This window comes from Microscilla marina ATCC 23134, from assembly GCF_000169175.1.
Taxonomy (GTDB): Bacteria; Bacteroidota; Bacteroidia; order Cytophagales; family Microscillaceae; genus Microscilla; species Microscilla marina.
This window is the reverse complement of sequence record NZ_AAWS01000049.1, coordinates 27,749-49,787: the sequence shown is the minus strand read 5'-3', so window position 1 is coordinate 49,787 and position 22,039 is coordinate 27,749. Positions and strand designations below refer to the sequence as shown.

Sequence of the window (22,039 nt, the reverse complement as noted above, 5' to 3'; positions counted from 1 at the left end):
TAATCTCTATCATCTCATTAAGCCTTATTTTTATTCTCAAAAAAACTTGAAAACTAATTTTTGAGAATATATATATATTCAAGTAAGAAAATCAGTAAAATAGTAACTAAAAAATACCCATTAGTGGGTATTGTGCTGCCTTGCCTCAGACCGTAAATTTGTAATATAAATTAAAACACTGTGGTACACCACCACATCATACGGCATTCTAAGAGAATATAAACATTACAATAAACACTCAATCATCGACAAGTATTATGAAAAATGAAATCGCCTTCAAAATGTTACAGGAATCGCCCAAAAGCCTGATATGTACTCCTGAGTTTCAAGAAAGTATTCAAAAAATTGTACGCAGGTTCAAAAGCAAAGGAGGATTTAAACGCGAGAGTATCGCAGACATTGTTCAGGATATTAATACTCAGTTACTTACCAACAAGCTGGCTTGTATCCAAAGAAACTATAATCCTCAATATGGTTTGCTAAAGCAATACTTTGAACGCACAGTATACAATATTGCTATAGAGCTTGTAAACGCTTCTAATAAAAGAAAAGAGACGAGTTATGATCTTGACCAAATTAACCCACAGTATTTGTCCAGAGCAGACGAGGAGCAAAATGATTTGATGACAAATGAGTTGAAAACCCTACAGATATTTTTTAAAACCGAAAAACGTAAAGCAGCCAAACTATGGCTATTGCTTAAGCTTTATAGCAGGTCTGTCATTACCCCGCAAGATATTAAAAACTATCACCCTGTTGCCAACAACAAAGTAATTGCCGAAACACTCAAAATATTTGGTAACAACTACGCTACTTTTGATGATAATTTTTTGTACAGCAAAATCAGTGGCTTGATCAATCATGCTGAAGGCAAAAAGAACTCGGCAGATGCTTTACGCAAATGGTTGAGTTCTCGTTTAAACGATTTGAATAGTTGGATGAACCAACGTTCGTCGTTTACTTATGACAACGAAGCTTTGAGAAACTTAATGCAAGTGTTTTTTATGCATCATCAAGAGAAGGCACTTTACTAAAGTTTACTGGCTTTGCATACAAATATGTCAGAGCCTTCGGCAAGAAATACCGAAGCAGGTGTTGTGCTCAAATAAGGTACATACTGACTGCCATATAATTGGGTAAAGTCGCACTGTACATTCAAGTCATTTACCTGGTATGCTTCCCACTTTGGGTGTCCTACTTCATATTCCAGCGTGCCCCCCTTATGGGTTACTCCATATCCCCAGTAATGCTCTGCGATGAACTCTTCCTGAGAGCCCGCAACCAATGGAACAGAAGTTGGGTTGGCTTCTACTTCTATAGATTGCCAACTTTTTGCCATTTTCCACTCATACTTTACTTGCAACAATTCAGCCGTATGATGGATGTTATGTCGCATGGGCATAGACACATAGTTTTCGTTAAAACGCCAGTTGGCAATTGAGGCAATCATTGTTTTGGGGACAATCTCTTTGATAAATACTACCCCTCTACGCCACTCGTTTTGGTGTTTGTGCCTGACATAAAATCTTAGATTTACCTCCTCAAAATTGACGTGGAAAGGAAACTTTAGGCCTCGCACTTTAGTATTTAAAAACATAAAGGCTACCAGGCTTACATAGGTCTTACCGTTCCAATAATCTATTTCTGTTTGAGGTGGCACCAAAGGCTCAAGCACTTGGGGGTCTATCTCGTAGTTTACCATGATTAGCTTGCGCCATTCAGCGGTTAAAAACTTGGGCTGAGGTGTACGTTTTTTTTCCATAAACAAATTGGGGGTTAAGAAGCAACGGCTAATCCATTGTATCCATCTCTCATGTTTTTAAATTGCTCATTGGGTACCAACCCTTGCTCGTCTGCAGATAGCTCAACTTTGATTCGGCGAACAAAATACATATCTATCTCGCCTTTGCCTTTGGCAGTTACTTTGCCCCGATGCTCACATTCAAAAAAATCCTTGACCAACTCATAAGTTTTGCCCGATATATTTACTTTACCCACTTCTCCGCTCGACTCCATCCGGCTTGCTGTATTTACAGTATCGCCCCATACATCATAAGCAAACTTCTTTTTACCAATTACTCCGGCAATGAGCTTACCAGTATTGATCCCTAAGCGTAGCTCCCAATAAGGCTCACCAGCCGCTTGTTTTGCCGCCTTTAGTTCGTTCATATACCTTTGCATTTCCAATCCGGCAAGTATCACATCCAGTGGGTTGGTTTGATTAGCAATAGGAATACCGCCCGCTGCCATATAGGCATCGCCTATAGTCTTAATTTTTTCAATGTTGTATTTTTCAATAATTTCATCAAACCTTAAAAAACACGTTTCCAGTTCACGCACCAAGGCTACTGGCGTTATTTTTTCGGCAATGCTGGTAAACCCTTTAAAATCGGTAAATAATACAGATACCATTTCATACTGGCGAATAGAGGCTTTTCCGCTTTCTTTCAGTTCCTCAGCCACCTCACGAGGTAATATATTGAGCAATAAGGTTTCGGAACGTTCTTTTGCTTCTACAATTTCGGCTTGTTGACGACTAATAATTTGGTTTACTTTTTTCTGACGGCGATAACTGTAAAATAAGACGCCAACAATGACAAAAACCAATACAAAACCCACAATCATAGAGGTGGTTAATAACCTTGACCTTTTGAGTTGGGCTTCTTGGGCAGCAATTTTTAGTCGGTGGGCCTTTTCTTCATTTTCTTTTTGTATTTTCAGATTTTCGCTTTGTAAGGCACGCAACCGGATTTCACGTTTGGCAGATTCAATTTTACGGCGTTGGTTGGCAAGAGCCAACGAATCTTTTTCTTTTTCTACCTTTTTAATCTGGAGTTCGTTTTTCAAGGCTTGCTGCTTTTTTTCCAATAACTCCTGGTTTAGCTTTTGGTTCAGCAACTTGGTTCTTGAAACCACCAGGCTTTCGTCTTTTATTTCAGAAGAATACTCCCCAAAACGAGTAAATAACATTCTGTATTTGTCAGATGCCTGCTTGTAGTTCTTTTTCTCTGAATAATAAATATCCGCCAAATCACGATAAACAGTAATTACTCCACCTTCGAGAAACCTAAGCATTTTGGTACGACTGAGTTTGCCCTGGCTATAAAGTTTGTCATAAAGATCAAAAGATTGGCGGAAATACTGGGCGGCCTTTTCATAGCCTTCTGTGGGGTCGCTTTGTTCATCAGCAAGAAAAGCACTGGCCTGCCCCAAATTGGCGTAAGCGTCGGCAAGTCCTTCCCGATATTTAATTTTTTTGGCTACCTCAATAGATTTTTGGGCATACTTAATGGCCGCCTGGGTATCTTTGGCTTTATATGCCTTACTCAATGCATTGAGAGATTGTACTTGCTGGTAGGTGTTTGGGCTTGAGTTTATAACCACCTTGAGGCTGTCTGTATTTTGGCTCATGGCAGGAAGGACTCCACCCAGTATACATATTATAATAGCAAGTATTTTATGCATTAATCTTTAGTTACTGTTTTTAGGGCTTGTTTAAAATTAGCCGAAAAGGCTGCCCCCTCCGAACTTGGCTCGGAAGGTTTAGGAACTCATCTTGTTTATTCTGTCTATTGACTTCAAGGTTTTTTCATCACCATCGCACTATGCTTCTTCTTGCTAAATTCCGGTCTGTCAGAAAAAAAATCTTGTCATTCAACAAAAGCAATGGTTTTCACAAACATTCAGAAAACAGAGGTAAGCTAAGGCTCTTCGGTTTTGCATTCAAAGTACTTGAATCCCGAATTTGATTTGGGCAGAGCTATGGGCAGTAAAAAAAACAAAGCATCGATAGCGAAGATCATTTCTGAAATAGAAAGCTTACAGTTCCAGTTCATCAGAGTTATTTTTTGCCCGCTACTAAATGTAATATTTTTTACACGGTCATACAAATTACTCTCATCAAATGTTTTGCCTAAACAACAGTACCCTACCTATGTTGATGTTTTAACTTGATACCCACAGACCTGAAAACTATCAAAATTAACTAGAGTGGTCAGCTACAATGAGCCATTGCCCTTTGATTTTGCGCCAAAGCAAAGAAAAATGACCATTGGGTGTATCGTTTTTTCGGGTAAGGTGCCATTTTCCAATCACAAACGCAGCATCATCGGATATTTTTTCAACAGATAAAATGGTAAACTTGAGTATGCCCATTTTTTCCTTACTAGGATAGCCCTTTTGATACCCCTCCAGGGTGGCTTTCCAACCGTATTTTACTCCTTTGCTGCCAACAAATTGTAGCTTTTTTGACTTCCAATAGCCTTGCATAAAACCTACCAAATCGCCTTTGTTCCAAGCTTTGCTCTGGTTATCCAGTATTTGCCTGATTTGCTTCAGGTCGGCATCATTGTTTTTTTGGGCTTGCAACATCAAAGGCGCCACCAACAATACAACTAAAATGAATACTTGTTTTTTCATAAAATTAAAGGTTTTAAAATGCATCTTTTTCAAATATTTTTATATACTCTAAGCCTTTTTTGACATAATTTGGATCGTAGGTGCGTGTACCTATGCTGGGCATAGGTTTGCCCGTATTATGGATATGAAAAGCATCGCCAAAACGTCTTTTTTTCAAATATTTACCATAACTTTTCTTCACCCATTTTATGCTATAGTATAAAGCAAATTCTTCTTTTAGCCAATGTAAGGGAATTTTCATTGCAATGGTTTGGTATCCCATTACCTGCAAAGGTCCCCAGGATGTGGCCAGGTCTTTCAGGGTTTTGTCAGAAAACTTTTTCAAATGTGTTTTAGTCAAACTTCCATACCTTTTCCTTTTGCCCCTTTTTACTTCAGACAATTTGTGGTACACATGACGTTCATATCGGCTTTTGGGCGGAAACCTTCCTGAGCATTCCAGCACAATCAAGGCTTTGAAATAGGCTGGAGGTAAGTCCATTTCTTTGCAAATCTGGTTGACTTGCTTGCTGTAGTTTTGCCGGGTCAATTCTACCGATGACAAATGTAGCTTTGGTCTTGCCTTATAATTACTTAGCCAATAAAACACAACTACCAGCCCTAAAACAATCAACCATTTTATATTCTTCATCGACTTTGTTGGTTTACCTCCTTATTTTAATCAACAACGTATCTTTCTTTTGTACATTCAGCAATGTCAACTCCTTTGCAGAAGTTTTTTCTATCATGAACTTTACTTTTACTCCCTCATTACTCTTCAATACAAGCAGGTTATTTTGGGTTGCCCAAGTACCACGGTCTTTAGTATCAAAAACTTGCATACTGTAGGTTTGGTTTGATTTAAACCTGATAAACGCTTTTTTTAGTTTTTTTTGATAAGTGGCTCTTTCTACGGGAGAAAACTTTTCATACTCTTGAAAAAATGAAGCAAAGCCACACCAGGTAATTTGCCATTTATGAGTTAAATTCACTTCCTGAGTCGCACTTTTGGGCAACAACAATAACATACATACACTCAAAATCAGTATTTTCATTATTTACAGTTGGTTTGGGCGCAGGTCAAAAGCCGCAGTTTTTACCCTCTTACTGATGGTATTGTCCGACATGCGTTCTTCTAAAATCATGTGTTGTATCTCTTTTTGTTCAAATACCTCTGGCATCGTCCTGATTTGCCCGGCAGGTACTCCATTTTTGTGAAATACCCCCATTATCTCGTCCAAATCAAAAGTTTGGATAGCGGGAGCAAGTGCTTCTTTCAACGCTTGGCGGTTTTGTACCCGATACTGATTTTGGGCAAACCGATCATCACTAGGTAAATGAGGTAAATTTATACACTGACACAAAGCAATAAATTGTTTTTCGGTGCCTACAGCCAAAATCACAGGCTTCTGGTTGCGGGTATAAAAAATATCGCCGTAAGGGGCAATATTAGGATGCATAGTACCCATACGTTGTGGCACGTGCCCTGCCATGAGCCAGTTGGTCGCCTGATTTGCCAATGAAGCCACCGCTGCTTCAAGCAAAGATACCGATACATAGCTTCCTTGGCCTGTTTGAGTACGCTGATACAAAGCAAGCAAAATAGCTTCTTTGAGTTGGTGCGCTGCCAAAATATCAATCAATGCTACGGGCATTTTCACAGGTTCACGATTGGGCTCTCCTGTCATAAACAAAAAACCTGCTTCTGCCTGTAGCACCACATCAAAAGCCGTGCGATGACTCTCTTCGCCAAAAGCACTGAGGTAGGCATAAATTAAACGAGGGTTAAGGCTTTGCAAATGAGTAGCAGCCATTCCTAGTTTTTCGGCAGCACCCGCTTTATAGTTGGTAATGACTACATCTGCCGACTTGATCAACTCTTGTACCTCAACACGGTCTTGGGCATCTTTTAAGTTCAACAGTTTTACTTGTTTGCCCCAATTTACACTACAATAATAGGCTGAATAGGCTGTATTTTTTTCTTCTGAGGGAAGCTTCCAACGGCGGGTTACATCTCCCTGAGTGGTTTGATTTTCAATTTTAATCACCTCGGCACCTAATTCGGCAAAAAACATTCCTACCGATGGTCCTGCCAATACACTGGCAAGTTCAATAACCTTTAAACCTTTAAATATAGTTGTTTGCATGATTCAGTATTTAACTAGCCAAGTTAAATAGGGAACAGCACAATTTTTTATTTTTTTTACTATATTTTAATTTATTATACTCTTTAATTAAGGAGAGGCAACTTTATATTTTACTATATACAAATCTGTGAATCTTTTATGAAGTAAGAATAGTATAAATATTAATATGTTTTTAATAAATATTGAAAAACTACCTAAGCATATTACTTAATCATTTAACTGTGCACCAAATCCGGAATATATGAAAGTTCAAATTTCCACTGAATCTAACAAATACTTTACTGCATATTTTGACGTAGATTTATGTTTGATTGAAGTATACTGGCAGGAAGAATCGTCAGATATGACAGATGACGATTACAAAGAATTAATGGGTGGGGTTATTCAACGAATGCTTGACAACAATTACCTTCCTTTGCTTCGGTATCAGCTATTAGACAATAGGTCTAACTTGTTTACCATGTCGCCTGAACTACAAGAATGGCAAAACGAACATGTTGGTAAAAAAGTGGTAGAAGCCATAGGAGACTACCCCAAAACTGCCTTCATTCAAAGTGAAGATTTTATTACTCAGCTTTCATTTGAACAAACAATGGAAGAAACCGACGAAACATCTGGTTTGGTAAGGTATTTTGACAATGTAATAGACGCTAAATCTTGGCTACTAGGAGTAGCCGATTCTACTGTCTAAAGATTTTCGGGGGCTATCTTACCCGAGGCACCCCCTTTTATCTCCGGTTGGTTAGCCAAGACTAACTACACATTCTCTCCAACTAAAATATTTTACTATGCCTTACCTTTATTCCAATATTTGGTGTATCATAGTACTTATATATTAAACTCCTAAAAGTATGAGAATTCAAGCATCTAGCAAAGACAACACTTATTTCGAGGCCTTTCTTGACGAAGATCTAAAACTATATGAACTTTATTGGCTGGAGGGTTCAGAAGATATGACAGATCAAGAATATGTCACACTACTAACGCATCAATTTGATATTGTACTAAAAAATGATCACATCAAGGATACCCAAAGTTTTTGCCAACTGCTAGACAATAGGTTCAATTTTTTTACTATGTCACCTGAGTTACAAGAATGGCAAAACGAATACATTGGGAAAGCAATTTTTGATACACTGGGTTACTACCCTAAAACTGCTTTTATCCAAAGTGAAGATTTTATCACTCAGCTTTCATTTGAGCAAACAATGGAGGAAACAGAGGAAACATCTGGTTTGGTAAGGTATTTTGACAATGTAATAGACGCTAAATCTTGGCTATTAGGAGTAGCCGATTCTACTGTCTAGAGATTCTCGGGGGATATCTTATCCGAGGTAGCCCCCCTTTTATATCCTGTTGGTTAGCCAAGACTAACTACACATTCTCTCCAACTAAAATATTTTACTATGCCTTACCTTTATTCCAATATTTGGTGTATCATAGTACTTATATATTAAACTCCTAAAAGCATGAGAATTCAAACATCTAGCAAAGACAACACTTATTTCGAGGCCTTTCTTGACGAAGATCTAAAACTATATGAACTTTATTGGCTGGAAGGCTCAGAAGATATGACAGATCAAGAATATGTCACGCTACTAACGCATCAATTTGACATTGTACTAAAAAATGATCACATCAAGGATACCCAAAGTTTTTGCCAACTGCTAGACAATAGGTTCAACTTTTTTACTATGTCACCTGAGTTACAAGAATGGCAAAACGAATACGTTGGGAAAGCAATTTTTGATACACTGGGTTACTACCCTAAAACTGCTTTTATCCAAAGCGAAGACTTCATTACTCAACTGTCTTTTGAGCAAAGCATGGAAGAAACCAACGAAACCAATGGTATGGTCAAGTACTTTGACAATGTAGAAGACGCCAAACTCTGGCTATTTTATGAAACTGAAGACTAAAAACTGTTTTTAGTCTTCAAAACCTACACACCTCTTATACTCCCTTAATTAAACCTAAAAAAGCCATACTTTATATCCATAGAACCATAACTAATTTGGTATATAGTTATAGTAATCACTAAACATTGCTTACAAGTAATGTCTATATTTTTTAACTATGTATTAAATCCTAAGAAAATGAGAACTCAAATATCCTCCCTATCCAACAACTACTTTACTGCATATATTGACACAGATTTAGATTTATATGAATTATACTGGCACGAAGCATCAGCAGATATGACTGACGAAGATTACCAAACGCTATTATCTGAGGGGCTCAAAGTTCTGATAGACGAGGGTTATATTTCGTCATTTAAATATCAGTTGTTAGACAATAGATTTAATTTTTTCACTATATCGCCTGATCTACAGGAGTGGCAACACGAAAACATTGGCAAAAAAGTAGTAGAAACAATTGGGTACTACCCCAAAACAGCTTTTATCCAGAATGCAGATTTTATTACCCAACTCTCTTTTGAACAAACCATGGAGGAAACAGGTGAAACTGCTGGCTTAGTCAGGTACTTTGACAATATAGAAGATGCCAAAGCCTGGCTGTTTGATGATGCTTAAGTTTAAAAACACCAACAGTTTACGGTTCCCGTTACTTAATGGGAATTGTAAACTTAAATACACTCCCCGCTCCTTCTGTGCTTTCTGCCCATATTTTACCTCCGTGTACTTCTACAAACTCCCGACACAAAATAAGCCCCAAACCTGTCCCTTTTTCATTTTGGGTACCACTGGTAGAATAGTGTACATCAGGGCGAAACAACTTGGCAATGTTTGTGGCACTAATTCCCATGCCAGTATCTTTTACACTTACAGTCGCTTCCTGAACACCTGTGGTAACAGTAATAGTAATTGTCCCACCTTTGGAAGTAAATTTAATAGCATTAGACACCAGGTTTCGTAGCACTGTGTCTATCATATCACTGTCCAATACCAAGTGGTGTACTTCTTTTACCCTTAATTCAAAGCTTACCTCCTTATCTTGTGCTTTTTCTTTATGCAAGTCAATGTTGTTCTGAATAAGCTCGTTTAAAGAGCATACTGCAGGGTTAAAGCTAATGCTTCCGGTTTGGGTTTGCGACCAACGCAACAGGTTGTCTAGCAAGCGAAAGCCTTGCATTGATGACTCTTTGAGGCGTGCCACAAACTGCACAATTTCTTCAGTAGTAAAAGCCTCTATGTGATTCTCCAACATATCGGTAAAGCCTATCATTTGAGAAATGGGGCTACTAAGGTCGTGTCCTATAATGCTAAAAAACTTGTCTTTGGTGGCAATGAGTTCTTCCAGTTGTTTATTCTGTGCCAATAGCTCTTCGTTTTGGCGCTCTATTTCGGTGGCCTGGGTTTGAATAGTACTGTAAGACTGCATCAACTTTAACACTGAAGACGCCCTTGCCCATAGTTCTACTTTTTGAATTGGTTTACGCAAATAGTCGTGTGCTCCTGCATCCAGCGCAGTTTTGAGGTCTTCAGAACTGGTATACACTCCTGTAATAAGCAATATAGGAATATGTTGGGTAGAGGCATTGGTTTTAACAGCCTGAGTAAGCTCCAGTCCATTCATAAAAGGCATATCCCAATCAGTGATGATCAGGTCAGGTAGGGTCTTTTTAGCCACCTCAAAAGCAATCTTACCGTTTGATGCAATCAGGAGTTCGTACCCTTGCTGTGCTTCTTCCAAAAAGTGAGTGATAGTTTGAATATTCTCACTTTGATCATCTACAATAAGTATAGTGGCCTGGGGCAATTGATTTTCTGGCATGTTACCTCCAAATTTATCTGTTTTTGTATACAATACAACCTTTCCATATACAGGCTTGCCGCATGTCTGATGAGATTTACCTCAATTAAAACAAAAAGAAGATAAAAACGCTGGATGAACACTAAAAAATCTAATATTACCGATAAAACTTTACTCATACATATTTACTGGCACCAACAACTGATAATATTGGGGCCTTAGCAACTTGATTGATTTGAACAAGTATTGGTCGGCCTGTATTTCATATAGCTTTTGTGGCAGTTGTGGGTACGATTGAGCTATTTTCGCTGAACGATTGATATACGCCACTCCTTTTAAGCAAGTTTGCCTATCCTCCCCATTCAATATTAGGCTTAGTCCGGCAGACTTGAGGTATTGCGACAGTCTCATGTCATAGTCTTTAGGGTTGTACTTGGCAAGTTCTTCGTATATTTTTATGATGCGGGTTTGGTGTGCCTCTTCATTGAGGCAGTAAATCAACTCATGCATATACTTATGGGGTTCATCTAACGCAAGGGTTTCATAAATTTTCACTGCTTTATCGGCTTGTTGATTATTTTTATAAAACATTGCCAAGCTTTCATACAACTCAGTAGCGTAGCGTTTGGCATGGGGGTGCCCTGGGTTCTTCTTCTTAAGCGTTTGGTAATGATACCACTCGTTCAGATAAATATTTTCGATGGTTTCATTATGGTTTGCCGAAAACCCAAAGCTCTCCAGGTTCCACAATATAGTCAGTAATGCATAGTTATGCTTGCGTGGCAGTTGTTCGGCAAGCTGACGGCTAATAGTAAGCCCTTTTTTATAATAACTCAATGCTACCCGATAGCGCTCTTCCTCAGGTATATTGTTCCAATCGCGGTAAAGGTGCCCTATGCAATGCAAATTATAGATCATACGTGGCAAAAACCTTCCAGCATTTTCAGCCGCCAATCCTTTATTAATTTCCATGGCTTTCTGAAAAAACAACAAGGCCGTATTATAATGCTTTGCCTCACGGTACCAATTGCCTAAGTACTCATAACACTCGGCAAGATACGCCCGGTATTTTCCCGCATCTTGAGCAACTAGTTTTTTATAGTATTTCATTTGATGGTGGTAGAGTTGAAACTCTGCCTGGCGGTAAATTGGTGCCTCACAAAAACTATATAAAAATGAGGCTTTTTCCATGCTTTTAAGCTTTTGTTCATCGGTTTCGGAAAGCGCCATTGCCCTCAAACACCAAGGAATAATCTCTTCTTCACTACACTCTTTCTGCTTGGGGTTACGCAGTACTGACGATGCCGAACTCAAGTATTCGACATAGTACATCAGGTATTGATAGCACTCATGGTGCTTAATGGCTGCTCTAAAACAAGCTTCTGCCTGGTCGAACTGTTCATTGGTGACTAAAAAATGGGCTTTGAGTATTAAAAATCCGGCAATATGGGTAGGGTTTTTAATCTGCTTTAGGCTTTTTGGCGACATCAACAGTTGATTCACTTGTTCGAGCTCACCTGCCACAAAAGCGTTGAATATCTGACGATACAAGGGGAAGTTGCACTTAAACTGTTTGTCGGAAAATAACAGCAATAAATGACGCACCTGACGCAACACATTATCTTTATACCTTTGAAGCTCTGCAAGTTTGGGTTTAAGATTGTATGCTTGTTGTTCGTTTGCATTTAATATGCTTTGGCGATAAACCGCAATCAGTTCATCTTCATAACCAGTATATTTTTTTAGAAATTTCTGAAATGATAATTGTTTGGGTGTTACCTCTTTAGACTCAGGGCTTAGAATAATCGTATCAGTTTCTTCGTCAAAGAAAAGATACGGGTGGGGAGTTTGTTCCATGGTCATTCAAATAATTGCTGTCGAACAAATGCTTCTTAGGGTATTATTACTTAATGTAATATAATAAAAAAGATGAATTATAGGAATCATTTGATCGAATTATCCATCAGGTACTTTGCATTAGAGGGCTTTATTCGCGAGAAAATCTTCTATGACAGGCTTTTTGGCAAATAGTTATTTTGGCAAAAACACCACACGTTATGAGCGACGCTGAGGGAGGAAGCAATACACAGGTTTTTGTATTTGGTAAACCGGAGAGATATAAGCACCAGCCCTGGTTAGTTGGGCTGGTGCCAACAATATTTTACTCTGCCAAGACAATCATAGCAGCATCGTTAAATACTCCATTGAGTAGGGTAGTAAGGCTATTCTCTTTTTTGTTACTCATTACAAGCTCTATTTCGGCATCAAAGCCTTTATTGCGGGCTTTGATGTGATCAAATAAGTTCAATACCTCTTGTAACTTCCCAAACTTTGTCCCCACTTGTTGTTTAATATGTTGCTGAGTGCTTTGATTGTATTCATCAAAATTAAAGTTAAAATAACCAAAACCAGTACACTGAGTGGCTTCCTTGTATAAACCTACCATAGGCACAGGTTTTTGTTGTTTACTCCAGAAATTTTGCACAAGTTTTTCCTGATTGCTCACAACCAAATGATTTGCCCTGACAGCTACATACATTGTAAGCTCCATCCACTGAAATTTATGATAGCTTTTTCTTGGGGTCAATTTGGTATACTGCCCCAGTAGCTTTAACAGTTGTTGGGCAACTTGCGAATTTTTGACGCTTAATACAGCCACCAGCTCTGGCGCAGGCTTTACCCGCACTTTTGCAGGTATTTCATCCAATCTTTTTCTAAAATCTTCCAATTTCTTCTCCCCTACCTTATGTTTTTTCAGCATTTCGGTCAAGTAATCGCCGTAAGGTGAGCCTTTTTCTTTTACCTCAAACTTTTCGTACCCGGTCACTGCCAACATCAATTCACCTTGTAAAGCATCGAGCAACTCTTGTGAGGTAAAGTTCATAGACTTGGCTGTTTTTTCAAATTGCTGTTCTACGTCTTCTACTCGCTTGAGCCAATCATATAAACCGCTAAAATTCCAACTGAAGCCTAAAAAACCTATAGGCTTGTGATCGTGTAACTTTGCCAGTAACTCAGGGCTTAAAGTTTTTCCGTAGGTTTTGTTGTAGAATTTTTTCAGATGATCATTTAAATCATAATGTGTAGTTGCTCGTACTTTACCTTTTTCAAAATTCAACTCGTAATGAATGTACGCATCCGAAAAGTTAAAAATTTCGTCAAGCACTTGTTGATCGTTTTTTGAATAATTAGAGGTTTTCAATGCCACGGTCATCTGTTGTTTCACTGCCTCAAGGTTGTACCATAGCGCCAAGTCATTGTCTTTGCGAATAAAGGCCTGAAAATTACGGTTTTTACTTAACGATTTTTCTGCCGGAAAGCTAAAAAACTGTTTCAAGTAAGTACTAGCTCCAAGTGGCTTACCTACTGAATTCATTTTAAAGTCAGGTGCAGAAATCATCAACATTGCTACCTTTTTATTCCAGCCTAAAGCCAGGTTTTCTTCCAGCTCTACCCACTTAAAACCTTCTTTTCCGGTTTGTATGACTAGTTTTTTGCTCCATTTCCTGACCATTTGTTCAAACTTACTGGCACTATTCAATGCTACTAATATACCACGATTGGTATTGATTAGGTGGTGGGTGGGGTAGTCGAACACAAAAACTTTACGCTCAAAGTTTATCCCACTGGCAAAAGGGTTTTGAAGGTTATCGAGCAATATACTGCCCAAATCTTTGTTTTGGCTCAATACTGTAGTCTGCCATTTTTTAAACCCAGCGGTGCTTTGTATTTGCTTAAAATCTGCTTTAAAATACAACTGTTTTAAATCTATTACCCCTACCATAGTTGCTTCCATAGGTATGTAACGAGTTTGAGGCTCGCTTGTGGGGCTACACTGTATAAAAAAAACACAGGCAAAAGTCAGTAATAATAATGATTGGATAGGTGTTTTTAGAATGACCATTTTTTTGTAGTTCATTTGAGCTGTTATATACTGTTTTTTGCTACAAGTTGATTTCCTAATAATAAATTAGCATAAAAAAATGATCCTAAAGCAAAAATCCCTGGCTAATTGTGTAAAAACAACCTACCAGGGATTTTTCAATGAAGCAAAAGAAATAGACATCTTAAAAATGGACTTTGCCTGACCGGTTCTATATGCTGCTAAAACTTACCTCGCAAACTCACAATAAAATTACGCCCTGGCGCATTGATACCTGAGGCGAAAGTACGGTAATGTGTATCTAAAATATTCTCTACTGCCACCTGAAGGGTAAGAGCAGGGTGCAGGTTATAACTTGCCCGATAGTTAAGCGTAACCCAGGCTGGAATGCCTTTATCGGGTACAGCAAACTGAGGACGGTCTACACTAGAGTCACTAAATTCGCTTAAAAACTTCCAGTATTGATAGTTGAAAAAAACCTCGTGACGCATTTTCCGGTGCTTAAACTTAATACTGGTTTGTCCAAAAGCAGGGGGAATATGATCAAGGTTGCGGTTAACAGCCCCTTCGGTAAGGTCTTCGCCTTTTGCCCAGGAAAGCGATGAAAAGAGCAAAATATTTTGGGTGATTTCAGCCCGCACACTGGCAAAAACTCCATAAATCACGCCTAAACCAATGTTGCTATTATGTTGAACCTGGCTCATCTGTCCGTCAAAAAACAACGAATCTTGCCCGTTAATAGTAGTATTAGAAATACGCAACATGTCTTTTAACCATATATGGTACCCAGTAAACTCTAGGTGTATCCTGTCATCTGCCAACGACTTAAACACACTTAAATCTATATTATAGGTTTTTTCGGGTCTTAAGTCAGCATTAGGTACTCTTACCAGTCCTCCTCCCGAATCAAACAATTTTCCAGCATCATCAACATTAGGGGTTCTAAACCCTGAGGAAAGGGAAAAAGCTACCCGCCATTTTTTAGGTAATTTAGCAACCAAGCCTAAGTTTCCGGTTACCCCCTTGTTGTCTTGCTCTACCACATCAAAGGGCAGGTTTAGTGGGTTGTTACCAAAGTTGGCATACAAGGAGGTCGCACTTACTCTTGCTCCAGCCGAGCCAACCAACCAAGATCCGATATTTTTCTTCACGTTGATGTATGCCCCAAAAAATCGCATGTTGCTGCCTCCTTGTGGGTAACGGGTTTCAGCTGGGTCGATAGGGTCATTACTGGTTCTTACCTCGTTGGTTTGTACGTTTTCTTCGCGGTTGTGCGAGCTTACTTCATTGCTGTAAAACTCAAAACCATAATTGAACTGTAAAGTTTTGCTGTATTGTTTTTGCCAATCAATGTTTAGCCCCAAAATGTTCAGCTTTTCAGTGCGAGTACGCAAACGGGTACGTCCAAACTTACGGTCTATGCGCGACTCTTCTATGTTTTGAAAAGAGAGGGTAAGGCTCATCTCATCATAAAAACGATTCTTGGTAGTTTGGCTCAACCTATAGCTTCCCATTAAACGCCTTTGGGGGCCATAGTTCCATACAGCACTTTCGGGTGTACCATCATTCTTAATCATTGATAAGCGATCGTATCGTGGAATATCGGATGAAGCAGAGTATTGGAAGTTGAATAAGTGCTCAGTATTACCACCTGACTTAATCATTACTTTTTGAGTAAGGTCTAGCTGACTATACCCAGTATTTCTTTGCAAAAGAGGGTCATCGTTAGGCACTGCCACATCTACCCCATTTCTTGTTTCGGCATACGCCGGAAGCTCCCAGCGATACCCATTGACAAAGTTAGAATTGGCACCTGAGCGCAAATCGCCAAACTTAGAGTAAGATACACTGGTGAGGAAAGATATGTTTTTGAGACCAATCGTAAAATCCAGGTGACCAGTAGCCTCGTTGTTTACTGAGGCATAACGAGTCATTACATTTGCTTGAAAGGGAGTATCATAGGTAGGGTTTTTTGAGTAAAAATGCATTACCCCTCCCAGGGCATCACTGCCGTAAATTACTGAACTAGATCCAAACAATATCTCTACCCGCTCTTGTATGTTGGGGTCAAGTGTAATCACGTTTTGCAGGTGCCCTCCCCGGTAAATGGCATTATTCATTCGCACCCCGTCTACTACTATCAATACCCGGTTGGCTTCAAGCCCACGCAACACTGGGCTTCCCCCACCCAACTGGCTTTTTTGAACAAATACTTTTCCAGTAGACGACAATAGGTCAGCTGAACTGGGGGCATTTGCCATCTTAATGTCTTTTGCCGAAATCACTTCTATTTGCTGGGCAATGTCTTCACGTTTTTCGGGTAAACGATTTGCCACCAGTACTACTTCACTGGTCGACACTACATGCTCTTCCAGCGAAAGTTGCACTACACTACCTGCTGTCGCATTTGACAACGGGTAACGCAGGGTTTTGTAACCAATAAACTGAATAAATATAGTGTCGGTGTTTTCTAATCCTTTTACTTTGATTTTACCCGAACGATCGCTCACTGCCTGAAAAGTTTTATCAGTGTTGTAAGCTACTGCGCCTACCAGAGGCTCCTTAGTGCTTTTGTCTTTGAGTTGGATAGTGATTTGGGCGTTTGCGGCTACCGCCACAATGCAGGTTAAGGTAAGTGCAAATAATAGATGTTGTAATCGTTTCATGTTTTCTTTGATAGTTGCCTGGCTAGTACTATTGGTACAACACAGGCTAAATTATAATTTAAAATTAATCAGCAATTCATTAATAGATTTATCCAATGTATAAACAAGTATTATCCTTTAGATGATATCATCAACAAATAATGGGAGGTAATAATAAAGGGTGATATACTTGCTCCGAACAAACATTGCCATACTTCAATGCAGGAATCCAACAACCTGGCATTGCTATAAAGCTAATATTTCCCGAAACAAGTATATAGATTTGTTCTAAAGTCGTGGTATACCACAAAGCAATCGTTGGTCAGCTTATCAACTGATACACAAACCAATTTAAACCAAGATTGAAAGGTCTAAACCAACAATTACACCATACAGGGATCATCTTTACAACAGGTAGATAGGTACACAAATCAAAAAACCCAATCTACAATATGCAAGATACACCCTTGTTGGGCAACCAATATCAAACTGAAAACTCTACAGATTAGGGAAGAGTTGCAAATGTTTTAAATTTAGGGTCAAAAATGCCTACTTTACCTGCTTATTGTGAGTCATTACTAGCTCAGTTGGGTCAAACCCAAGTAAAAAAAACGCTTCCTCTTTGATAGAAAAGCTAATTTCTACGAAGAAGAGTAACCTTTATACTATTTCCGAAGACACAAATGAATACACAAGAAATCACCGTATGTTGGATGGCAGCTTAAAAACAGTTTTGGATAGTGAAAAGCTCAACATTAGCTTGTTGGCGAACAATAGCGAATATTTCAAGGATAAGGACTATGTAGTAGTATTGCATGATCCCAGTGACATTCGCAAAAAATATAGCCAAGAGGCTGACCACCTGTGTAAAGTATTGGACTTGGACAAAAAACTGATTAATGGCTACCGTTCCCTGAGCAGTGCTTGTGTCGACATTCGTGGCAAAAACCTTCGTTTGCTTAGGTGTAGCCCCTACAGCACAACCGACGCTAACTATTTAAAGGTAGAGGAGCTTCGGCTTTATGAAGATAATAAGCTTAAGGATCAAAATAGGGCAAAAGAAATAAAGTTAGCTCTTACTTCGGGGCAAGGTTATAACCTCAAGAGCTTGGTCAAGGATCATACCAGTCAAATTACTGGGCAAATTCGTGCTTCTAATCCCAATGCTGTCATTGTAGATGTATATGACCGAGGTTTCGATGATACGGAGGTATTTGAACATGAAACGGATTTGGGTAACCTGTTTGTAGTTCGCAGCAAGCTCAATAGGGTCTCCAATGAATTACAAGTGTGTAGTAGCGGGAAGGAAAAGAACATCAAACTGAGGCATCAGCAGTTTTTTCAAGGGGATGAAGTTCATTATCAGAAAATGACTTTACAGGGCAAGACCTATCAGGATGCAAAGGGGGTTTTTGAGTGGAACGAAGTAGAAATCAAAGGTAGGATATATAGTGTAGTAAAGATTCGCTTTTTTGACCGTGCTGGACGGAATATTTTTAAAAACCCCATGTTGCTTATCACCAATATGCAGGTTGATCAGCTTCAAATGGCGCAAATGGTGTTTGAGTTATACTGCAAGAGAGCCAAGATTGAAGGGGTATTTAAGTTTTGTAAGGAGGTTTTAGGTTGGGAAGATAACAGGATACCTGACTACAATGTGGTTAAAAACCTTATTTCTCTCATTTACTTTGTCGCAGGCTACTTTTATGAAATAGAGGATCAGCTTACTCAGGATAAAACTATTGAGTGGATTGCACAACTGGGAGGAGGAAAAGGGAAAATAACAAGGCATTTTATATTAAATGGCTTTGCACAACTCATTAACTACAAACTTGCTCAGCGATTTTTTGAACAACAAGACATCTCTCCAGAACAAGTCAATGATGCCCTAAACAGGTTTTCATTTGGTAACGAATAATCTGTAGAGTTTTAAGTATCAAATGATAGATTCCTCTCCTTTACTGCCTGAAGCAACTATCAGAGTATCAATTGTTTGGCTACCAACAACAGTTGGTATACTTATATATTAACCACAGGCTGAGTGCTCATAAATACTAGCCCACCTTGATACCACCAGTAACCACTAAAAAAACCAGTGAGATACAAGCGAAGGTTCGCATCTACAAAAACAAAGCTTGACACTAACAAATAAGTCATAGTTAGCCCTGTTAGTGAGCTATCACAGGTAGTTTTCAAGCTGGTTGTAAACTGTTTACCTGCTAAAATATAAGACTAAAGAACAGAGAAATTAGCCGCAGATGATTTGCGGGGGAGGTGAAAGCACCTCTAAAAAGAGGTGAGGCAATTTGCTAGTATTTGAAGGGTATAATTGTACTACGAAAGGTAAGGTAGGACTTAACTGGGAAGCAAACAAATGGTGTAGCCAGAGTTTTTCGAACAATTGACTTACCAAAGCCCCTGTTTCTTGAGCATAAGGGCTTTGTTGGGCAACTTGCTGTTGTAGTGATTGCTGGAGTTGTTTTTCGTGCTCATCCCACACACAATAAAACCGGGTGACTTTGCCCAAAGGTTTTATTTTTACTACATCATACAACTCGTCCTTATACTTTATTTCTTTTGAATTTACCCAGACAAAATCATCGCTTTGTAAATCTTGCTCAGTAAGCTCAAGTAAAGTGAGCTGTTGCTCAGGCAATGGTTGGGTTGAAATAAGCGCATGCATACTTTTACGTTGCCACTGAATGTCAACATAAAACCACAAGGCCGCCAATGAATGTACATTGATGACAATGATCAGTAAATATGCAATGAGTTTTTTCAAAATATTTTTTAACAGTTACTTTTGTAAAGGAGCTGTGACAAAATCAAACGCCCAGGAAACTACAGATAACACAAAACTGAAGGCAAACGCCCAGAAAACACCTTTTACATCAAAACCTTTTTGTACCAACTCATCTACTAACAAAATAAGCCCTGCATTGATGATTAAAGGAAATAGTCCCATTGTAATCATAGTTACCGGAAAGGTTAAAAACTTAAGGATAGGTTTAACAAAAGCATTGATGAGGGCAAGCAAAATGGCTACAATCACTGTAGGTGCTGTCCCCTCAAGGGTTACTCCTTCTTTGAGCAAACGAGCTGTAAACCACACAGAAGCAAGCGCTACACCTGCTTTTACAATCAGTTTTGTCATTTAGTAAAATCTTTTGGTATATACAGTTAAAACCTGAAGGCTTGACTGCTTATTATGCAAATATAGGGGTTTTAGAAATATTTTGCGTTTAAATGATAACAATACTTGAGTAAAACTAGCCTTAACCCTACATTTTTATGAGTTTGACAAAATTTTTTAGAGATATTGTTGAGCAATGATACAATAGCACAAAATCTTATTTAACTTCGTATGGGGATATATTTCTCCTTTTATAATAAGCCTAACCAAGCCTTGCCAAGGTGTAATACACTGCCCAAAAGTGAGAAATATTTTTTTTTAGTATGGAAAAACTTAAAGATTTATTTAAATAATAAACAATGAGAATTTGTATGATGAGATATAAGACCTACTTACTATACAACAAAGTGCTTACTCTGTTGTGTTTGGTATGCCTGTCTGCTACTGTGTCTGCTCAGTACGTGCCTAAAGACAAAAGAAAAAAAACACCTGCCAAAGACTCCGTAACAACTAAAAAAGAAACTCCGCCTCAAAAGTCAGAGAAAAAACAAAACCCTAAAAAAGACAATGACATAGGGAGACGCTGGGTATTTGGAGGGAACTTTTGGGTACAGTTTGGCAATGTTACTTTCATAGACATCGCCCCTACTATAGGGTATAAGCTTACCAGAAACCTGATAGCTGGAGTAGGTATAGGCTATGTATATGCCCGTTCGCGGCTTGCTACCAACCTGGGCAACCTCGATGTAGAAAACCAAATATATTCGGGACGCACTTTTCTTCAGTATATCATTAACACTGAGGCGTTGTTTGGCGAAGGCAACCGCTTATTTTTATACTCAGAGTATGAAGTACTACGCTCAGACTATTATGACCGGGTGCTTGACCGACAAAACTCTATATGGGTAAGGCGCCCACAAATAGGCGGTGGAATCCAACAAAAACTAGGCAACCTGTATGTAAACCTGTTGGTATTATATAACCTCAATTACCTGGAAGACATTACCCCTTACCCCAACCCAATCACCATACGTTTAGGTTTCAATGTAGGTTTATAAAGACACCTACTTTCTTTGCTGGAAGGGGTTCATAGCAGATCATTTATTTTTTTTACCTGCAAAATAATACTGCTACCAAGAATTTTAGTATTTTCGTTATTCATAAGGAGGGTGTACCCTCCTTTTTTGTTCTGCGTATCAGAAACCCGGTTTGCAAAAAGTCACCACTCAAATACAAGTATATGAAAATCAAAACATTGAACAATCAAAAGCTTTCCAGCGCTTACATATTATGTATAGTACTTTTTTTTGCCAATATGTCTATTAGTTATAGCCAGTTTGTAGAGAAAAAAGCTGATACTACTAAAAAAGATACTGTAAAAACATCTCCTGCAAAACCAGTCAAACCAATTATAAAAACTGTTATTAAAGAAGTCTCCGAAGCGGATTACGACATACCGCAATGGTCGTTTGGAGTGCAGTTAGTACCTCGCTTTGGTAATACTACCCTGATAGAGGTAGCTCCCTTTGCTGCCAAGAAAATAAGCAGTAAATTGCTTGGAGGTTTAGGAGTAGTGTATGCCTTTTCGCAAACCGACAATGGAACAACTACTACTTCACGTAGTCATTACGGTGCAAGGCTGTTTGCTCAATATTATCCCACCAAATACCTGTTTGGACACGCCGAACTGGGCGCAATGAGCATAGAGTCGGGTGGTACCACTACCGACCCCACCACCGGACAGACTGTTACGGTAAGTAACCGTAATACTGGAACAGATTTGATTGTTGGTGGAGGCTTTCGTTTTCCGGTAGGCAAAAAACTCGCCCTGCAGGTAATGGTATTGCATGATATGATCCGCCAAAATAATACAAGTTTGCACGGGCTTACTTCCATAAGACTAGGCGTTACTTTCTAAATACTTAGTAATTGATCCACAAGGCTGTCTCATAATTCAAACGTTGCCTTTTAAAAAAAGGCAACACGTTTTTCAAGAAATTTTTTACCTGGCAAGTTTCAAAATCTGCCAGGTAGGGTGAGTATGTAGAACAATGTTCTACTAAAACCTATGATGTGATGAGATAGCCTCACATTCATACTTTTATACCTTTTATCGCTC

20 protein-coding genes are annotated in these 22,039 nt (G+C 38.8%); 8 read left to right on the top strand and 12 right to left on the bottom strand.

Features of this window, described 5'->3' with window-relative positions:
• Positions 1-257 precede the first annotated feature (257 nt).
• Positions 258-1,034, top strand: a complete 777-nt coding sequence (locus tag M23134_RS29960; protein ID WP_002702907.1) for a hypothetical protein — start codon at positions 258-260, stop codon at positions 1,032-1,034.
• On the opposite strand, the gene M23134_RS29955 is transcribed toward M23134_RS29960, so the two are convergent.
• The 6 genes from M23134_RS29955 to M23134_RS29925 form a co-directional block, all read right to left on the bottom strand.
• Complete coding sequence (locus M23134_RS29955) at positions 1,031-1,762, bottom strand: YqjF family protein (RefSeq protein WP_002702906.1); 732 nt, start codon at positions 1,760-1,762, stop codon at positions 1,031-1,033. The two genes, M23134_RS29960 and M23134_RS29955, sit on opposite strands and share 4 nt — an antisense overlap.
• A 14-nt stretch (positions 1,763-1,776) precedes the next feature.
• Positions 1,777-3,465 (bottom strand): adenylate/guanylate cyclase domain-containing protein, encoded by a 1,689-nt coding sequence (locus tag M23134_RS39135; RefSeq protein WP_053337417.1) that lies wholly within the window; start codon positions 3,463-3,465, stop codon positions 1,777-1,779.
• A 516-nt stretch (positions 3,466-3,981) separates the two neighbouring features.
• A complete protein-coding gene (locus tag M23134_RS29940) occupies positions 3,982-4,419 on the bottom strand; it encodes a YybH family protein (RefSeq protein ID WP_045114631.1) in 438 nt (145 codons plus the stop codon).
• A gap of 13 nt (positions 4,420-4,432) precedes the next feature.
• On the bottom strand, positions 4,433-5,050 hold the full coding sequence (locus tag M23134_RS29935; protein ID WP_002702900.1) for a hypothetical protein: 618 nt from the start codon (positions 5,048-5,050) through the stop codon (positions 4,433-4,435).
• A 13-nt stretch (positions 5,051-5,063) separates the two neighbouring features.
• Complete coding sequence (locus M23134_RS29930; RefSeq protein WP_002702899.1) at positions 5,064-5,453, bottom strand: hypothetical protein; 390 nt, start codon at positions 5,451-5,453, stop codon at positions 5,064-5,066.
• Positions 5,454-5,456: 3 nt separating this feature from the next.
• On the bottom strand, positions 5,457-6,545 hold the full coding sequence (locus M23134_RS29925) for a CaiB/BaiF CoA transferase family protein (protein WP_002702898.1): 1,089 nt from the start codon (positions 6,543-6,545) through the stop codon (positions 5,457-5,459).
• Positions 6,546-6,786: 241 nt separating this feature from the next.
• On the opposite strand from M23134_RS29925, the gene M23134_RS29920 reads away from it, so the two are divergent.
• The 4 genes from M23134_RS29920 to M23134_RS29905 all read left to right on the top strand — a co-directional run bounded on the left by M23134_RS29920 (position 6,787) and on the right by M23134_RS29905 (position 9,079).
• Complete coding sequence (locus M23134_RS29920) at positions 6,787-7,236, top strand: hypothetical protein (RefSeq protein WP_045114620.1); 450 nt, start codon at positions 6,787-6,789, stop codon at positions 7,234-7,236.
• Positions 7,237-7,396: 160 nt separating this feature from the next.
• Positions 7,397-7,852 carry a hypothetical protein gene (locus M23134_RS39130; protein ID WP_002702895.1) on the top strand — a complete coding sequence of 152 codons (456 nt, stop codon included), beginning with the start codon at positions 7,397-7,399 and terminating at the stop codon, positions 7,850-7,852.
• 162 nt (positions 7,853-8,014) lie between these two features.
• On the top strand, positions 8,015-8,464 hold the full coding sequence (locus M23134_RS39125) for a hypothetical protein (protein WP_002702893.1): 450 nt from the start codon (positions 8,015-8,017) through the stop codon (positions 8,462-8,464).
• 177 nt (positions 8,465-8,641) lie between these two features.
• Entirely contained in the window at positions 8,642-9,079 is a 438-nt protein-coding gene (locus M23134_RS29905) for a hypothetical protein (protein WP_075164092.1), read from the top strand.
• Positions 9,080-9,110: 31 nt separating this feature from the next.
• Here the strand turns inward: M23134_RS29905 and M23134_RS29900 are convergent, their stop codons facing one another.
• The 4 genes from M23134_RS29900 to M23134_RS29885 form a co-directional block, all read right to left on the bottom strand.
• Positions 9,111-10,280: a hybrid sensor histidine kinase/response regulator gene (locus tag M23134_RS29900; protein ID WP_002702890.1), complete on the bottom strand. Its 1,170-nt coding sequence runs from the start codon at positions 10,278-10,280 to the stop codon at positions 9,111-9,113.
• A gap of 150 nt (positions 10,281-10,430) precedes the next feature.
• The gene (locus M23134_RS29895; RefSeq protein ID WP_002702888.1) at positions 10,431-12,116 is read right to left on the bottom strand and encodes a tetratricopeptide repeat protein; all 1,686 of its coding nucleotides are present in this window, start codon (positions 12,114-12,116) and stop codon (positions 10,431-10,433) included.
• A gap of 304 nt (positions 12,117-12,420) precedes the next feature.
• On the bottom strand, positions 12,421-14,055 hold the full coding sequence (locus M23134_RS29890) for a DUF4836 family protein (protein ID WP_157558717.1): 1,635 nt from the start codon (positions 14,053-14,055) through the stop codon (positions 12,421-12,423).
• Positions 14,056-14,363: 308 nt separating this feature from the next.
• Entirely contained in the window at positions 14,364-16,808 is a 2,445-nt protein-coding gene (locus M23134_RS29885; protein ID WP_053337416.1) for a TonB-dependent receptor, read from the bottom strand.
• 601 nt (positions 16,809-17,409) lie between these two features.
• Between M23134_RS29885 and M23134_RS29880 the strand changes: the two genes are divergently transcribed.
• Positions 17,410-18,705, top strand: coding sequence for a transposase (locus M23134_RS29880; protein WP_157558661.1), 1,296 nt, complete (start codon positions 17,410-17,412; stop codon positions 18,703-18,705).
• 330 nt (positions 18,706-19,035) lie between these two features.
• Here the strand turns inward: M23134_RS29880 and M23134_RS29875 are convergent, their stop codons facing one another.
• Together M23134_RS29875 and M23134_RS29870 are read right to left on the bottom strand one after the other, a co-directional pair.
• Positions 19,036-19,569: a hypothetical protein gene (locus M23134_RS29875; RefSeq protein WP_002702878.1), complete on the bottom strand. Its 534-nt coding sequence runs from the start codon at positions 19,567-19,569 to the stop codon at positions 19,036-19,038.
• Between the two features lie 15 nt (positions 19,570-19,584).
• Positions 19,585-19,941: a phage holin family protein gene (locus tag M23134_RS29870; RefSeq protein ID WP_002702876.1), complete on the bottom strand. Its 357-nt coding sequence runs from the start codon at positions 19,939-19,941 to the stop codon at positions 19,585-19,587.
• Positions 19,942-20,291: 350 nt separating this feature from the next.
• On the opposite strand from M23134_RS29870, the gene M23134_RS29865 reads away from it, so the two are divergent.
• Positions 20,292-20,978, top strand: coding sequence for a hypothetical protein (locus tag M23134_RS29865; RefSeq protein WP_002702871.1), 687 nt, complete (start codon positions 20,292-20,294; stop codon positions 20,976-20,978).
• Positions 20,979-21,160: 182 nt separating this feature from the next.
• Entirely contained in the window at positions 21,161-21,838 is a 678-nt protein-coding gene (locus tag M23134_RS29860) for a hypothetical protein (RefSeq protein ID WP_002702868.1), read from the top strand.
• Positions 21,839-22,039: the final 201 nt, after the last annotated feature.

Excerpts from the sequence above, each read along its gene's own strand:
- M23134_RS29920 (WP_045114620.1), top strand. The coding sequence starts at position 6,787 with ATGAAAGTTCAAATTTCCACTGAATCTAACAAATACTTTACTGCATAT.
- M23134_RS29955 (WP_002702906.1), bottom strand. The coding sequence starts at position 1,762 with ATGGAAAAAAAACGTACACCTCAGCCCAAGTTTTTAACCGCTGAATGG.
- M23134_RS29890 (WP_157558717.1), bottom strand. The coding sequence starts at position 14,055 with ATGGAAGCAACTATGGTAGGGGTAATAGATTTAAAACAGTTGTATTTT.
- M23134_RS29865 (WP_002702871.1), top strand. The coding sequence starts at position 20,292 with ATGATGAGATATAAGACCTACTTACTATACAACAAAGTGCTTACTCTG.
- M23134_RS39135 (WP_053337417.1), bottom strand. The coding sequence starts at position 3,465 with ATGCATAAAATACTTGCTATTATAATATGTATACTGGGTGGAGTCCTT.
- M23134_RS29870 (WP_002702876.1), bottom strand. The coding sequence starts at position 19,941 with ATGACAAAACTGATTGTAAAAGCAGGTGTAGCGCTTGCTTCTGTGTGG.
- M23134_RS39125 (WP_002702893.1), top strand. The coding sequence starts at position 8,015 with ATGAGAATTCAAACATCTAGCAAAGACAACACTTATTTCGAGGCCTTT.
- M23134_RS39130 (WP_002702895.1), top strand. The coding sequence starts at position 7,397 with ATGAGAATTCAAGCATCTAGCAAAGACAACACTTATTTCGAGGCCTTT.
- M23134_RS29940 (WP_045114631.1), bottom strand. The coding sequence starts at position 4,419 with ATGAAAAAACAAGTATTCATTTTAGTTGTATTGTTGGTGGCGCCTTTG.
- M23134_RS29885 (WP_053337416.1), bottom strand. The coding sequence starts at position 16,808 with ATGAAACGATTACAACATCTATTATTTGCACTTACCTTAACCTGCATT.
- M23134_RS29860 (WP_002702868.1), top strand. The coding sequence starts at position 21,161 with ATGAAAATCAAAACATTGAACAATCAAAAGCTTTCCAGCGCTTACATA.
- M23134_RS29960 (WP_002702907.1), top strand. The coding sequence starts at position 258 with ATGAAAAATGAAATCGCCTTCAAAATGTTACAGGAATCGCCCAAAAGC.
- M23134_RS29930 (WP_002702899.1), bottom strand. The coding sequence starts at position 5,453 with ATGAAAATACTGATTTTGAGTGTATGTATGTTATTGTTGTTGCCCAAA.
- M23134_RS29925 (WP_002702898.1), bottom strand. The coding sequence starts at position 6,545 with ATGCAAACAACTATATTTAAAGGTTTAAAGGTTATTGAACTTGCCAGT.
- M23134_RS29905 (WP_075164092.1), top strand. The coding sequence starts at position 8,642 with ATGAGAACTCAAATATCCTCCCTATCCAACAACTACTTTACTGCATAT.
- M23134_RS29895 (WP_002702888.1), bottom strand. The coding sequence starts at position 12,116 with ATGGAACAAACTCCCCACCCGTATCTTTTCTTTGACGAAGAAACTGAT.
- M23134_RS29900 (WP_002702890.1), bottom strand. The coding sequence starts at position 10,280 with ATGCCAGAAAATCAATTGCCCCAGGCCACTATACTTATTGTAGATGAT.
- M23134_RS29935 (WP_002702900.1), bottom strand. The coding sequence starts at position 5,050 with ATGAAGAATATAAAATGGTTGATTGTTTTAGGGCTGGTAGTTGTGTTT.